The 14167-nt window shown below is 59.0% G+C and carries 14 protein-coding genes; 5 read left to right on the top strand and 9 right to left on the bottom strand.

Going from position 1 to position 14167, the window contains the following annotated elements; genetic code table 11:
• The first annotated feature begins 505 nt into the window (after positions 1-505).
• A complete protein-coding gene (locus ACTHND_RS08740; protein WP_440177559.1) occupies positions 506-1516 on the top strand; it encodes an AraC family transcriptional regulator in 1011 nt (336 codons plus the stop codon).
• On the opposite strand, the gene ACTHND_RS08735 is transcribed toward ACTHND_RS08740, so the two are convergent.
• The 4 genes from ACTHND_RS08735 to ACTHND_RS08720 form a co-directional block, all read right to left on the bottom strand.
• On the bottom strand, positions 1513-2421 hold the full coding sequence (locus tag ACTHND_RS08735; RefSeq protein WP_440177558.1) for an NAD(P)/FAD-dependent oxidoreductase: 909 nt from the start codon (positions 2419-2421) through the stop codon (positions 1513-1515). The genes ACTHND_RS08740 and ACTHND_RS08735 overlap by 4 nt on opposite strands.
• The gene (locus ACTHND_RS08730; protein ID WP_440177557.1) at positions 2411-2872 is read right to left on the bottom strand and encodes an Rrf2 family transcriptional regulator; all 462 of its coding nucleotides are present in this window, start codon (positions 2870-2872) and stop codon (positions 2411-2413) included. The genes ACTHND_RS08735 and ACTHND_RS08730 overlap by 11 nt, the downstream gene beginning before the upstream one ends.
• A gap of 147 nt (positions 2873-3019) precedes the next feature.
• Positions 3020-4300 carry a type III PLP-dependent enzyme gene (locus tag ACTHND_RS08725; RefSeq protein WP_440177556.1) on the bottom strand — a complete coding sequence of 427 codons (1281 nt, stop codon included), beginning with the start codon at positions 4298-4300 and terminating at the stop codon, positions 3020-3022.
• 203 nt (positions 4301-4503) lie between these two features.
• Positions 4504-5937, bottom strand: coding sequence for a hypothetical protein (locus tag ACTHND_RS08720; protein WP_440177555.1), 1434 nt, complete (start codon positions 5935-5937; stop codon positions 4504-4506).
• Positions 5938-6124: 187 nt separating this feature from the next.
• On the opposite strand from ACTHND_RS08720, the gene phnD reads away from it, so the two are divergent.
• Together phnD and ACTHND_RS08710 are read left to right on the top strand one after the other, a co-directional pair.
• On the top strand, positions 6125-7123 hold the full coding sequence (phnD, locus tag ACTHND_RS08715; RefSeq protein ID WP_440177554.1) for a phosphate/phosphite/phosphonate ABC transporter substrate-binding protein: 999 nt from the start codon (positions 6125-6127) through the stop codon (positions 7121-7123).
• A gap of 88 nt (positions 7124-7211) precedes the next feature.
• On the top strand, positions 7212-8735 hold the full coding sequence (locus ACTHND_RS08710) for a tryptophan halogenase family protein (RefSeq protein WP_440177553.1): 1524 nt from the start codon (positions 7212-7214) through the stop codon (positions 8733-8735).
• A 44-nt stretch (positions 8736-8779) separates the two neighbouring features.
• Here ACTHND_RS08710 and kdsA read toward each other — a convergent pair whose 3' ends face one another.
• The 4 genes from kdsA to ACTHND_RS08690 all read right to left on the bottom strand — a co-directional run bounded on the left by kdsA (position 8780) and on the right by ACTHND_RS08690 (position 12258).
• The gene (gene kdsA, locus ACTHND_RS08705) at positions 8780-9643 is read right to left on the bottom strand and encodes a 3-deoxy-8-phosphooctulonate synthase (protein ID WP_440177552.1); all 864 of its coding nucleotides are present in this window, start codon (positions 9641-9643) and stop codon (positions 8780-8782) included.
• A 12-nt stretch (positions 9644-9655) separates the two neighbouring features.
• On the bottom strand, positions 9656-10438 hold the full coding sequence (locus tag ACTHND_RS08700) for a 3-deoxy-manno-octulosonate cytidylyltransferase (RefSeq protein ID WP_440177551.1): 783 nt from the start codon (positions 10436-10438) through the stop codon (positions 9656-9658).
• On the bottom strand, positions 10439-11425 hold the full coding sequence (locus ACTHND_RS08695) for a KpsF/GutQ family sugar-phosphate isomerase (RefSeq protein ID WP_440177550.1): 987 nt from the start codon (positions 11423-11425) through the stop codon (positions 10439-10441).
• A gap of 86 nt (positions 11426-11511) precedes the next feature.
• Positions 11512-12258 (bottom strand): hypothetical protein, encoded by a 747-nt coding sequence (locus tag ACTHND_RS08690; RefSeq protein ID WP_440177549.1) that lies wholly within the window; start codon positions 12256-12258, stop codon positions 11512-11514.
• 106 nt (positions 12259-12364) lie between these two features.
• On the opposite strand from ACTHND_RS08690, the gene ACTHND_RS08685 reads away from it, so the two are divergent.
• On the top strand, positions 12365-13279 hold the full coding sequence (locus tag ACTHND_RS08685; protein WP_440177548.1) for a DUF817 domain-containing protein: 915 nt from the start codon (positions 12365-12367) through the stop codon (positions 13277-13279).
• Positions 13237-13869 (top strand): DUF4328 domain-containing protein, encoded by a 633-nt coding sequence (locus tag ACTHND_RS08680; protein WP_440177547.1) that lies wholly within the window; start codon positions 13237-13239, stop codon positions 13867-13869. The genes ACTHND_RS08685 and ACTHND_RS08680 overlap by 43 nt, the downstream gene beginning before the upstream one ends.
• Here the strand turns inward: ACTHND_RS08680 and ACTHND_RS08675 are convergent.
• Entirely contained in the window at positions 13866-14165 is a 300-nt protein-coding gene (locus ACTHND_RS08675) for a winged helix-turn-helix domain-containing protein (protein WP_440177546.1), read from the bottom strand. The genes ACTHND_RS08680 and ACTHND_RS08675 overlap by 4 nt on opposite strands.
• Positions 14166-14167: the final 2 nt, after the last annotated feature.

Here is a 14167-nt window from a genome sequence, read left to right as displayed (position 1 = left end):
ACGGTGCGATGGGGAGGGTATTCAGAAGTGGCGGCCTATAGACCATAGCCAGCGGTTTTGCAATTCTTGTGACATATGTTTGTGGCGTCGGTGTGATTGACGCGGTCGGGCAATGCGATCGTTATTTATAAGGAAATGGTAAGTCATTATCTTGCCTCAAGCCGGGCGTATAAGTTGGCGTTAAAACAGTGCGATCGTATTTATTTGAGGGATTTTAATATAGATAAGAAATGTCAGGCGAAATTTGGATAAACGCATTCGTTTTATGGATAATTTAGGAAAATTGCTTTAAATTACGATCGTAGATCGAATTGTACTTAATGGTGCTGTGGATTATTCCGGAAGACTAGACGTTTTTTTCGGAATACGGCCTTCCCGGTTTATTATCGGATAGCCGTTCCCTTTCAAGGGAGGTTCTTTTGATTTACTTCCATATCGATTCTTTCTGGCGAGGTGCCAGATGACAGATTACGGGCTGGAACGAAACCGCATGCAGGGCAATCCTTTGGATTCCATTGAGACCTGGCAATGCGAAGGCACGGACTTCGACAGCTTCCAGAAAAATATCTGTAAGTTCTTCGACTGGAGCTGTGCGCGTGACCTGGATGGTCCCGATTTCACCTGGCAGATGTATCTGGGCGTGCTCAAGCCGCATGACACCGGGGCGGCTGCCCACGCCATCATGGCGCGGCTTATTTCAAGCTCCGGCTTTGTGCAGTTGCAGAGCGAAGCCAGCTATGACGTGGTGATCGTCATGCCGGTGAAAGGCGCCTTGTCATTGCAGCATAAGGACGCGGCTGTGCAGAAGATCGCGCCCGGCCACGCCATTATCTATCAGCCGATGATCGAGACTCGCATCTCCCACGCAGCCGATGGCGAGACCTGCGAGGTCTATCTCATCAAGCTGTCCTATGCGTGGGTGCAGCGCTTCCTGTTCGATATCCTCCAGTTGCCGGTCGAGCGTGACCTGCATCTGGGTCCGGTGATCGATCTGGCTACACCCAAGGCGCGGGTTTTGTCGCGCCTGGTGGAGACCCTGTGTTCGGATGCCTTCACCGCCCAGAGCCGCGACCTGTCGGGTTCGCTCCAGCATCGCCTGGTCGAAACCTTCAGTCATCTGCTGCTGGAGAGCATTCCGCATCGCTACAGCGAACGTATGCAGGCCAATAAAGGCGGCCCGATGCCGAACTATCTGCGCCTGGCGCGCGATTTCATGCACCGTGAGGCGCGCAGCAATCCGAGCATGGTGACCGTGGCGCGGGCGGCCAATATCAGCGTCCGCACCCTCGAAACCAGCTTCCGCCAGCATATGGATGTGACGCCGCACGCTTACCTGCGCACCCTGCGCCTGAAAATGGCGCGTGAGGCGCTGAGCGATCCGAACGATACGCGGCCGATCGCCGAGGTGGCGGCGGATCATGGCTTCCCGCACGCCGGCCGCTTTGCGCAATACTATACGCAGTTGTTCGGGGAATCGCCGTCGCAGACACGTCGCAAGGGGCCGAACGCAGGTTAAAGGCCCAAGGGTTCGAAGATTAGCGAGCGGTGCGCGCTTGCCCCCGCCATAACGCCATCGGCCGATGCGAACGTCGCATTGTGCATCGACCGGGCGATGTCACCTGCGGCGAAGACACCAGGCACCGTGGTCTGAGCCATGGCATCGACGCGGATCACAGGCCCGAATACACCATCATCCAGCGCACAACCCAGTTGTACAGCGATCGAACTGTTCAATTCGGTTCGCGGGGCCAGGTAAAGGGCCCTGAGGGGGATGGTTCGGCTATCTTCCAGCCGGATGCCCGTCAAGCCGATACCGGCATCCTCCAGAGCCACGACACGCAAGGGTTCGATGGCAACCTGTCTGTATTGCAGATGCGCCCGCGTTTCACTGTCGGGCATGGCGCCGCCGTTCAGGAAAAAGATTGTCGCTCCCCAGTCCGGAATCAACATGGCCTGATGGCTCGACATGGGCGCCGTGCTCAGCACACCGAGCGGACCACCACCAAATTCGTAACCATGACAGTACGGACAATGCAGCACCGACTCGCCCCAGCGTTCTGCTAGCCCCGGCAGATCTGGCAAATGATCGCGCACGCCAAAGGCCAGTACCAGCTTGCGCGCCAGAAGCGTATGGCCGCCCATGATGTCTACGGCAAAGCCCTCGCCTTCGCGGCGGGCATGGATCGCTTCGCCACACTTGAAGGTCACATTGGGGTAGGCAAGGAGTTTGCTACGGCCAGCGCCGATCAAATCCAGCGGCGCGTCACCATCATGCGCAAAGAAGCCGTGCGAGTGGTCGGCGAAGCGATTGCGCGGCAGGCCTGTATCGATCACGCAGACGGTTCTTCGCCCGCGTGCCAGTTGCATGGCGGCGGACAGGCCGGCAAAACTGCCGCCGATGATGAGGACGTCATAGATCATGGGTTTGTTCCTCAAGCGTTTGGTGGCGCGCCGTCAGGCGCTGCCGGAAATCAGCGGCCAGCTGGCCCAGGGTCACGCTGGCAAAACGTGTCATCAGCAGGGCTTCGGCCTCGGCAAAGGCATCATCAAGCGCCGCATTGACCGTTTGTTCGACCAGGCAATGCGGCTGTTCGCTGCGATGCCCCAGGGCGAAGGCTTCGGGCGCACCTATGGCCCTGTAGATATCCGCCATGGTGACCTGATTGAGGTCACGCGCGATGGTCCAGCCACCCCCATGACCTTTTTCAGAGTGGACAAGGCCGTGATCCCGCAGGCCGGCCATGATGCGGCGCACCACCACCGGATTGGTGTGCATCATAGTGGCCAGTCGTTCGGACGTGGTGGGACCGTCGACACTGTCCATATGGAGGAGGACGTGCAGGATGCCGGAAAGCTTGCTGTCTTGTTTCATGTAACTTTATATGTTGCATGATTTGATAAAAAACAAGGGGCAGTGGCTCGAATCCTGTCCTGCCAAATAAAAAAGCCACGCCTTAAAGGCGAGGCTTTTTTATTTGGTAGAAGAAGGTGTGGGGTCGCAGACCCCACGCCCTACAAGTTATGCCTTGGCCTTGACGCGCTTCTTGCCACGCTTGCCGCCTTTCGGGCGGTTGAGGCGGACAACCTTGTTGTCATCGGATTCCACAAAACCACGCGGATTGGTCAGGCTACGCGGACCGAGGCCGAACAGCGAGGCCATCGGCGCGTCATCGAGGAAGACGGTTTCCGTCTCGCCATAACCATTGAAACGCGTGCCCATGGTGACGCCATAGGCGCCCAACATGCCTATCTCGACATAGTCGCCTTCATTGACATCCGCCGGCAGCCAGAAAGGGCCGGGCATGGAATCGATGGAATCACAGGTCGGGCCATAGAAGCGGAAGGGCTTCAACTGTTCGTCGTCATGTGTCTCGTCGGGGCGATGCAGGCGCACCGGGAACGGCCACTTGGCGTGGGTAGCGTCGAACAGGTTGCCGTAGGAGCCGTCATTGAGATAGAGGGCGTCGCCCTTGCGCAGTTCCACCTTGGTCAGGACCGAGGTCGATTCCGCCACCAGGGCGCGGCCGGGTTCGGCCCAGAGCTGGGTTTCCTCATGCACCTTCATGTCGTTAAAGGCGCGATTGATGGTGTCCATATATTCCGAAAGCGCGGGCGGGATCATGCCGGGATAGACCGACGGGAAACCGCCGCCAACATCGACAATATCGGCAAATACACCGGCGCGGACCAGCGACCGCGAGGCGGCGGCCATGGCGGCGGCATAGGCGGTCGGGCGCATACACTGCGAACCGACGTGGAAGGAAATCCCCATCATGTCCTGCGTCGCCTGGCGGGTGGCCAGCAGCAGGGAAGGGGCTTCGTGCGTCTGGGCACCGAACTTGTTGGTCAGCGGCAGGTTTGAGCCTTCGCCTGAGGTGGCGAGGCGAACGACCAGGTTCAGATCCTTGGCATTGCCCGTGGCCTCCAGAATCTTGGCCAGTTCCTCATGCGTATCGAGCGAGAAGGTGCGGACGCCGAAATCGAAATAGGCGCGGGCGATCGACACGCGGCTCTTGACCGGGTGCATGAAGGCCAGACGCGCGGCGGGCAGGGTGGAGCGGACCAGCTCGACTTCCTGGATAGACGCCACGTCAAACGAACGCACGCCAGCCGCCCACAGGGTTTCCAGCACCCACACGGACGGATTGGCCTTTACGGCGTAGAAGACATCGCCTTTGAAATTTGCCTGAAACCATTGCGCGGCAACTGTGACGGGCGCGCGTCGCACGAGGGCGACGGGACGTTCCGGAGGCTGCTTGCGGACCAGGTCCAGGGCTGTTTGGTAGTTTTCCACCAGCATACCCTTAGATAAGTTAAACCCAGACCGGCGTTAGCAGCGATGCCTGAGCCTCAATTCCCTCAAAGATACAATCTCTTTGCGAAGAAAATGAGGCAGGACCATTTGAACTCGGGGTCCGCCGGAAGTGGCGCATAAAATAGTGGAATAGTTGCGCATGTAAAGGGATAAACCTGATTTAACCCTGAAATTTTCCACAGGGCAATCTATGCAGGTGTGTAGACCCTTGCCTTGGTTTTTTCCGAACTGGCGGGATCAAGCAGAATACCGCTAAATTCTTTCCAGGCTATGACGAAACCCCCGGTAGCAAGAGGGCTGACAAAGGGGTATATTTTGGTATCGACCGAGGGCATGTTGACAAGGAATTCGTCGCCGGTTTTTGCGCCCGTACCGGTGAAAATCTGTGCCTTGATGATGCTTACGGCCGTATCTCCCAGCGTCTGACTATTGTCCTGCCAGGTGATGACGAAGGCGTTGTCACGCAAGGCGGCGATGCTGGGACTGAATTGATTGCCCGTAGTGTTGGTATTGACGAGAAACTCGGCTCCAACCTTTGTACCGGTAGCGGTAAAGACCTGCGCCTTGACCGATCCGATGCTGGCATCTCCCCCCATAAGACTAGTGTCTTCCCATGTTACTGCGAAGCCGCCACCACTCAGGCCGGTGACACTGGCAAACCATTGCTGTTCGGTGGTGGTTGTATTGACCAGGAATTCGCCGCCAATCCGGTTGGCGGTCGCATCATAGATCTGTGCCTTGACGCTCAGGCGACTGACGTCGCCCAAGGTCTGGCTATTATCGTGCCAGACAATCACGAAGCCACCGCCGGTCAGGGCGGAAATGGCCGGGCGGGTCTGGAAACTGGTGGTGTTGGTGTTGACCAGAAACTCCGTTCCGATGGCTACGCCAGCCGCGCTGAACATCTGAGCTTTCACCGCATCATCGTCCGAATCGCCATCTGAATCCTGCCATGCGACGACAAAATTACCATTCACGAGACCGGTCACTGTGGCACCGCGCTGCAATCCTGGCAGGCTGGTATTGACGCGGATTTCACTGCCTGATTTCACGCCGTTCGCATCAAAAATCTGCGCCCGCACACCGCCGAAATCGTCCGCAGGAGCAGCGGGCAGCGAAAGGGTTGGGTCAGGCTCTTCCAAGGCATAGGAATCGGCCCACACAAACACGAAGCCGCCATTGACCAGTGGTGAAGCAGCTGGCTCTTGTTGCTGATCGCTGGTCTGTGTATTGACGGCAATCGCGCCCCCGATTTTGGTGCCGTCGGTGGTATAAATCTGGGCGCGGACCTCGGCCCGGTCACCAGCGACGGTAGTGTCTGTCCAACCCGTGACAATATGGCCATTGCTCAATCCAATCGGGTTGCTGTGACGGAAACTGTTGGCCACCTGCATTTCGATTGTGAATTCTGTGCCGCCTGTATAGGCGACTGCTGTGCTGGAAGAGGATGAGGCACTGGAGGATGAGGTTGAAGAACCGCCGCCTCCGCTATTGCTGCTACTGCTTCCGCCACTGCCGCCACAAGCGCTTACGCCGGCCGCCAGCAGGGGGAAGTACAGTCCGGCCAACAGATGTCGCCTATGAATTTGCATGACCAGCCTCATTACTGCCGATACAATCATACCGGCCTCGCTCCGCCTTAACTCATCCGGTTCCCCACGGCAATAAGGGGTGGGACAAATCAACCTTCTTTATCGGTGATCAAATCGGTTGCCAGTACGGTGAAATGTCCCATATGATTCAGTCTGGCAGTGAGAATTGGGGGATAAGGCATTTATGATCGTGAGCGCGTTGTCACGTAAAGTCTGGATGGTTGCTGTCGTTTTGTTGACGCTTGGCCTGTCCGCGTGCGAGCGCCTGGGCAACGGTATTGAGGCCCGCCGCGAAATCGCCTTCTCCGTCCTCTCCAGCGATGACGCCAGAACCCAGGCCCTGTGGGCGCCTGTGGTGGCTGATCTGCAAAAACAGACCGGCCTGAAGGTGAAAATTGTCCCCTCCGCCAATTACGACGCCCAGGTGTTGACGTTTCAGACGAAAAAAGCGCAGGCCGGCTGGTTCACCAACCTGACCGGCGCGGAAGTGCTGGGGCGCGGCCATGGCGCTGTTTTCGCCGAAGCGGAAGGGGTTAGCGCCTATCAGAGCCTGATCATTGTGCCCGCGGCCTCGAAACTGAAAGCGGAAGACCTGCTGAAATGCAATCGCAAGCTCACCCTGGGCCTTGGTGAACGCCGGGCCGCCGCTTCGGGACAGGCGCCGCTCTACTATTTCTTCCAGCCGAACCGGATCAATATGAAGACCTGCTTCAAAGCGGTGACGACCGCCACGGCAGATGAAAACATCGACGGCGTGATATCCGGCAAGCTGAATGCCGCGGCCGTCGATACCGATATCCTCCAGGCCCTGCAGAAAAGCGCGCCGGCGCGCTTTGCCAGGGTCAAGGTCATCTGGGCATCAGAGGCCCTGCCGGAAGACGTGCTGATCTATCGGGACGATCTGGATCCGGTGACGCGCGAAAAGCTGCGCTCCTTCTTTTTGAGCTATGGCCGGTCGCCGGGCGCGGAAGGCGACCGGCAGCGCAATATCCTGAAAGCGCTGGAACTGGAAGGTTTCGCGCCGGAAGATGACGACCACTTCATCCCCATCCGGCTGATGAAGGCGTCGGTCGAGCTGATGCAGGCCGAACGGGCGGAAAACAAGGCGCTGATCGCCAGGGCGAAAGAACGTCTGGAAAAGGCGCGTGCTGACAAACGTGCCGCGGACGCCGCGACCGCCCCGCAGGCGCCCGCCGATGCGCGGCCGGCCTCATGAGTTCGCGGTTCGGGCGCGATTGTCAATAACGCGGTTACATGTTTATGTGTCGGGCTTGTAATAATGTCTGACATATATCCGGGGAAACATGTCTGCTCAGACCATAAAGACCGTCACCATAGTGGGTGGCGGCACGGCCGGCTGGATGACGGCCGCCGCGCTCGTCAAGGCCCTGCGGCCTGAGACGCGGATCACCTTGATCGAATCCGAGGAGATCGGCACGATCGGGGTCGGCGAGGCCACCGTCCCATCGATCAACCTGTTTAATACCCTGCTGGGGATCGATGTTCCCGAATTCATGCGCGCCTGCGAAGCCACCTTCAAGCTCGGCATCGAATTCGCCGACTGGGGCGGGCTCGGGGAGCAGTACATGCATCCCTTTACCAATTTCGGTCCGGATGTCGCCAATCCCAACTTTCCCAGGGTGTGGATGCACCATGCCCGTGAACGGCTGGCGGCGGGCGAGAAGCTGCATCTGGACGATTACAACCTCGGCTGCCTGGCGGCGCGGCAGGGCCGTTTCGTGCTGCCGCAAAAGGGACACACGCCACGCATCGGTCCGCTGGGCTATGCCTTCCATATCGATGCCACCCTGTATGCGCGTTACCTGCGCGCCTATTCGGAAGCGCGCGGCGTCACGCGCATCGAAGGCAAGGTGGTCACGGCCACGCAGGACAGCGAGACGGGCGATATCCGGTCTGTAACGATGGAGTCCGGGTTGGTCATACCTGGCGAGGTTTTTGTCGATTGCAGCGGTTTTGCCGGCCTGCTGATCGAGAAGACGCTCAAGGCCGGATATGAGGACTGGAGCCACTACCTGCCGTGTAATCGTGCCATCGCCGTGCCGAGCCAGAATGTCAGGCCGCCGGCGCCCTATACGCGCGCCACGGCCGATGCCGCCGGCTGGCGCTGGTGCATTCCGCTACAGCACCGCACCGGCAATGGCTATGTCTATGCCAGTTATTTCATCAGCGATGATGCCGCCGAGCAAAGACTGCTGGAAGCGCTGGAAGGGCCGCCCCTGGCGACGCCGCGCCGGCTGCAATTCGTCACCGGCAAGCGTCGCAAGGTCTGGGACCGTAACTGCATTGCCATAGGGCTGTCTTCCGGGTTCCTGGAGCCGCTGGAATCGACCAGCATCTACATGATCCAGACGGGCATTGTGCGCTTGCTGGGCCTGCTGATGCACACCGGCCTTGATCCGTCGCAGTGCGACGCTTTCAACAGGATTGTCGCCGACGAGTTCGAGGGTATCCGCGACTTCATCATCCTGCACTACAAGATGACGCAGCGCGACGATACGCCCTTCTGGCGGCATTGCCGGGAGATGAAGGTGCCTGACAAGGTTGCCGAAAACATGGAGCTGTTTGCCCGCTCCGGCCGGGTATCGATACCGAAAGACCACCCCTTCCCGTTGCAGGGCTGGATGGCGGTCATGCTGGGCCAGGGCTCTTTACCAGAAGCGCTCGAACCCCTCCCGGCCAACGTGCCGCTGTCGGCGCTGCCGGGGCATATGCGCGAGGTAAGGGCAGCCTTGCAGCAGACGGTCAGCGCCATGCCGAGCCAGGCGGAATTTCTGGATGTGCTGCTGAAGATGCGCGCGGCGGGCTGAAAACGAAGAGAAGAGGTGGGGCCTCGGACCCCGCACCCCAATCCCTATTTCCCTTTTGCCAGATCATCAAAGGCGCGGAGCGTTGTGATGAGTTCCTGCATCTTGTCGATATAGATCATGTTGGGGCCGTCGGAAGGGGCGTGGTCCGGGTCTTCATGCGTTTCGATAAACACCGCCGAGACACCGACCGCACAGGCGGCGCGGGCCAGCACTGGGGCGAACTCGCGCTGACCGCCGGAGGTGGTACCCTGGCCGCCGGGCTGCTGCACCGAGTGGGTGGCGTCGAACATCACCGGATAGCCGGTCTGGGCCATGATCGGCAGCCCGCGGAAGTCGCTGACAAGGGTGTTATAGCCAAAGCTGGTGCCGCGATCGCACAGCAGGATGCGTTCATTGCGCGTGCTGGCGATCTTGTTGGCGACGTTCTTCATGTCCCACGGGGCGAGGAACTGGCCCTTCTTGACATTGATGGTGCGGCCGGTGGCGCCGGCGGCCAGCAGCAGGTCGGTCTGGCGGCACAGAAAGGCCGGGATCTGGATGACGTCGACCTGCTTGCCCACCGGTTCGCACTGGCCGGCATCATGCACGTCGGTCAGGACCGGGCAGCCGAACTTTTCCCGCACGGCGGCCAGGATATCGAGGCCTTCCTCCATGCCGATACCGCGCGCGGTGCCGATCGATGAGCGGTTCGCCTTGTCATAGCTCGACTTGTAGATGAATTTCGTGCCCGAAGGCGCGCAGGCTTCGGCGATCTTCTCGGCCATCATCAGGGCGTGATCGAGGTTTTCGATCTGGCACGGGCCGGCGATCAGGACGAACGGCTCGTCGCCGCCGACCGTGATCTTCGGCTGGCCGAAATCGCCGATCTCGAAGGTCTTCGTTTTGACGTGCTGCGGCTGGATCGACATGAGCTTACTTCCTTAAATCACTTGTTCAATGCGGGCGACATCGACGGGGTTGTTCAGTTCCCAGAACACGCGGCCGCGACCATCGACCTCGACGCAGCGGATGGCCGTGCCGTTTTCCAGGAAGCGCAGTTGTTCCAGCCCCTCATAGGTTTCCAGCGGCCCGACAGGCCATTTCAGATAGCTGTTCAGCGCCTCACCACGATAGGCATAGACGCCGACATGGTGAAAGACGGGAATGGTGTCGCCCTCGCTGAAGGTCTTGTCCGTATACGGAATGACTTCCTTGGAGAAGTACAGCGCATTCATGTGGCGGTCGAACACCGCCGTCGTGCCGCCGACGCGGCCATTCTGGCGATCCTCGACGAAATTGGCATAGGTCTGGGCGTCGCAGCGCAGGACCGGCGTGGCCATCTGGGCGTCGGGATAGGTCTTCATCTCGCGGATCAGGTCTTCGACGAACCAGGCGGGGGTCAGCGGTGCATCCCCTTGCAGGTTGACGTAGAGATCGGCCGACTCTTTCAGCTTGTGCATGGCCTCGGCGCAGCGTTCGGTGCCGTTGGCGCAGGATTCCGAGGTCATGATGACGCTTGCGCCGAAGGCTTCGGCGGCGTCGCGGATGCGGTCATCATCGGTGCAGACATAGACCGACGACACGCCCTGGACCGCGCTGGCCGCTTCCCAGGAACGCTGGATCAGCGACTTTGGCACGCCGTCCTTGCCGGTCAGCTTGACCAGCGGCTTGCCGGGATAGCGGGTGGAGGCATAGCGCGCGGGGATCAGGATAATGGTCTTCACTTAGGCTACTCCCGCACGCAGGCAATCGTGGATATGGATCAGGCCGACCGGCTTGTTGTGGTCATCGACCGCGAACAGGCAGGTGATCTTCTTGTCGTTCATGATGCCCAGCGCCTCGGCGGCCAGGGCATCCGGGCGGATGGTGCGCGGACCGGCGTGCATGACCTGCTTGGCCGTCTTGTCCATCAGGCCGGTCATATTGCGGCGCAGGTCGCCATCGGTGATGATGCCGGTCAGTTTACGATTGGCGTCGGTGATGCCGACCACGCCGAAGCTCTTGGCGGTCATGACCAACAGGGCCTCGCCCATCGGCGTCTGCTCGGTGACCAGCGGCAGGGCCTCGCCGGTGTGCATCAGTCCGGAAACCGGCAGCAATTGCGCCCCCAGCTTGCCGCCGGGGTGGAAGGTCTTAAAGTCAGTCGGCTGGAAGCCGCGTTTCTCCATGATGGCCACGGCCAGAGCATCGCCGAGCGCCAGGGTCATGGTGGTGGAGGTGGTCGGCGCCATGCCGATGGCGCAGGCTTCCGGCGCATTGGGCAGGACCAGCGCGATATCGGCCGCCTTGAGCAGGGTCGAATCCGGGCGCGACGCAACGCCGATCAGCGGGATCTGGAAGCGGCGGGTATGGTGGATGATATCGCTGAGTTCCGAGGTCTCGCCGGAATTCGACAGCACCACGACCACATCATCCGGCGTGATCATGCCGAGGTCGCCGTGCGAGGCCTCGGCCGGGTGGACGAACTGCGCCGGCGTGCCGGTGGAGGCGAGCGTCGCGGTAATCTTGGCGGCGATATGGCCCGACTTGCCCATGCCGGAGAGGATGACCCGGCCCTTGACGGCGTACATCACCTCGACCGCCCGCACGAAAGATTCCGACAGCGAACCGGCAAACAAAAGCAGCGCCTCGCCCTCCGTGCGCATCACCCGCGCGCCGGTGGCGAGAATCTCGGTGCGGCTGTTGATTTCAGAAGGCGGGCTTAAGGTCATAGTCAATCCATATGGTGCGCGCGCCCCTCTTAGCAAGGTTGGCAAGGGGGGACAATCCAAATGCGCAGATTGAAGCGGGCACGAAATCACGCCCGTGGGCAGAGATCAAAGCTATACCAGCGCGCCCTAAGACGCCCTGAATGCACTGTGATGCAAACGCGGTCACCGATCTGTGCGCGACGATACCAACCGCTATCGACACTGAGTTGCGCGGGCAAGCCGTAAGGCAAGGGCGAAAGGACCGCATATTTGGCGAACTTGCCCACACACGAGCCGGAACTATAACGGCCACCGTGGGTACAGAATGGCTCGGTAGCGTATCGGCTATCAATTCCGGTTTGCACGGCAACTTCAGGGCTGTTGTCCAGCAGACAGTTTACGATCTGCGCCATGCCCCACGCGGCAAAGATCAACACAGCAATCGTTACAAAAGCCCAAAAGGCTTTCACAGGCCGTTCAAACCAAAGGATCAGAGCCGACAGGATCAGTCCGACCATCACGCCAGCCCAAAGGCCAGCCGAGCGATCCAGCAGCGTCTGATCCTCAATGGCATGTACGCCTATCGACAGCAGCAAGGCGTAAAATCCGGTGGCCAGGCTCGGTTTTTCCGCATCTCCGTAGTCGATCAGCCTGAAACGCTTCCAAGCCACAGCCGGCAGAACGGCTATGCCAGCCAGGGCGGGTATCAAGGCCATATCCAGCGGCGACCGGTTATGCTGATAGGCCAGAACCACCCACAGGGCGATGATCAGGGCAACGCTATTCATCGCCATGGCCGACCACCATCGCGTGACATAGCTTTGCTCGCCGGCGGGTATGGAAATGACGTGCATGGCTTTGCATAACAATTTTCACGCGCACAAACCAGAGCCTGTCAGGAATGGTAAAAAGGTGCTGCTCGCCTCTGGAACATAGAGAAAATTCCGCCATTATGACGGCATGAACTCAACACACCTTCACCCCCTTGCCCCCTTTCTGCAGCCGGTCCGGCGCTGGATCAGGCGCACCCTGCTGGTGCTGCCGGGGCCGCTGCGAGAGTTTGTCCTGTTCGGTATGAAAATGGCGTGGTCGTGCCTCTTCGGGGCCGGTATGCTGGGCTTGATGATCGTCACGCATCTGGTCTGGCCGAAAAACAGCCCCATCTATCGCTATGATTTCCTGCTGGCGGCCGCGATCGGCATTCAGTGCCTGCTGCTGTGGACGCGGCTGGAGACCTTCGGCGAGGTGAAGGTGATTTTCCTCTACCATGTCACCGGCACGATCATGGAAATCTTCAAGACCCATATGGGCTCATGGACCTATCCGGAACCGTCGATCTTCCATATCGGCGGGGTGCCGCTGTTTACCGGCTTCATGTATGGCAGCGTCGGCTCGTTCATCGCCCGCGCGATCCGCGTGTTCGACATGCGTTTTTCGCATTACCCGAAACCGTGGGTGACCTATCTGCTGGCCCTGGTGATCTATGTGAATTTCTTCACGCACCACTTCCTGTTCGATTTCCGCTATGTGATCTTTGCGGCGATTTTCGTGATCTATTTCCGCTGTTTTGTCTTTTTCCGCATCGACCAGACGGTACATTCCATGCCCTATCTGCTGGCGGGGACGCTCACCGCCTTCTTCTTGTGGCTGGCGGAAAATATCGGCACCTTTACGCATACCTGGAGCTATCCCGGCAAGGCATGGCATCTGGTCTCGATCCAGAAGATGGGTGCCTGGGGTCTGCTGCTGATTATCAGCTTTGTGACGGTGACTCTTGTGTTCAAGCCGAAAATACCAGAGGGTGAGGCTGAACAGGTAGGGGGGTACAGATTTTGGCTAAGGAGACTTCGGATTACAGGCAGCCGCGCGTTTTGACCGCCTTGTTATTCACGATAATTGCTTTTCAGATTTTTTCCGCTGCGCTTGTAGGTGCCGTGTTGGCTCTGGCAGTCATTCGCGGCGAAAATCTGGAGATGCCACCAGAGATATTTGCCGTATATAATCTGGTGCGCCGTAGCCTCTTCGTCACGCCGCTGACAATCACCGTTGTAAAAATGTTCTGGATATACCGGACCAGTAAAAATACACATGAGATAACATCCAAAACAATGGAGTTCTCGCCTGGCTGGGCCGTCGGGTGGCATTTCATTCCATTCGCCGCCTTATGGCAGCCATATCTTGTCTATTCAGAACTCTATCGGGCCAACCGCGACCCGGAAAACTGGAAGACACAGAAGGCATCACCAATAATATTAATCTGGTGGATTTTCACCATCGTCAGCGAAATTGTCGGAATGGCGATCAACGTGGCAGGCAAAGATGGCAGTGAAATTCCATTAGTCGTTAGCGCCGCCATACTATCAAGCTTGGCCATACACCAAGCCATGGCCTTATTCATTTATTCACGTATCGCCAGTTTTCAGAAAAAAGCACGTACACCATCGCAGGTAGAACAGGTATTTTAACGTCTGGCCACCAGGTTTGATAGGGCTTCCAGATAATCAGCGAACGCCTTGCGGCCGGCCGGCGTGATATGGACGCGGGTCAGCGGCTTGCGCCCCTGGAAGCTCTTGATGATCTCGACATAGCCCGCCTCTTCCAGCTTGCGCAGATGAACCGACAGATTGCCCTGGGTCGCCTCCAGCACCGCCTTCAGCTCGTTGAAATCGGCGGCTTCGGCGTCCATGAGATAGGCCATTACGCCCAGACGCAGGCGCCCGTGAATGGCGTCATCCAGTTTGTTAATATCGAAGCCGGCCATAG

This window comes from Asticcacaulis sp. (assembly GCF_051954415.1).
Classification (GTDB): Bacteria; Pseudomonadota; Alphaproteobacteria; order Caulobacterales; family Caulobacteraceae; genus Asticcacaulis.
This window is presented reverse-complemented; position numbering and strand designations above follow the sequence as displayed.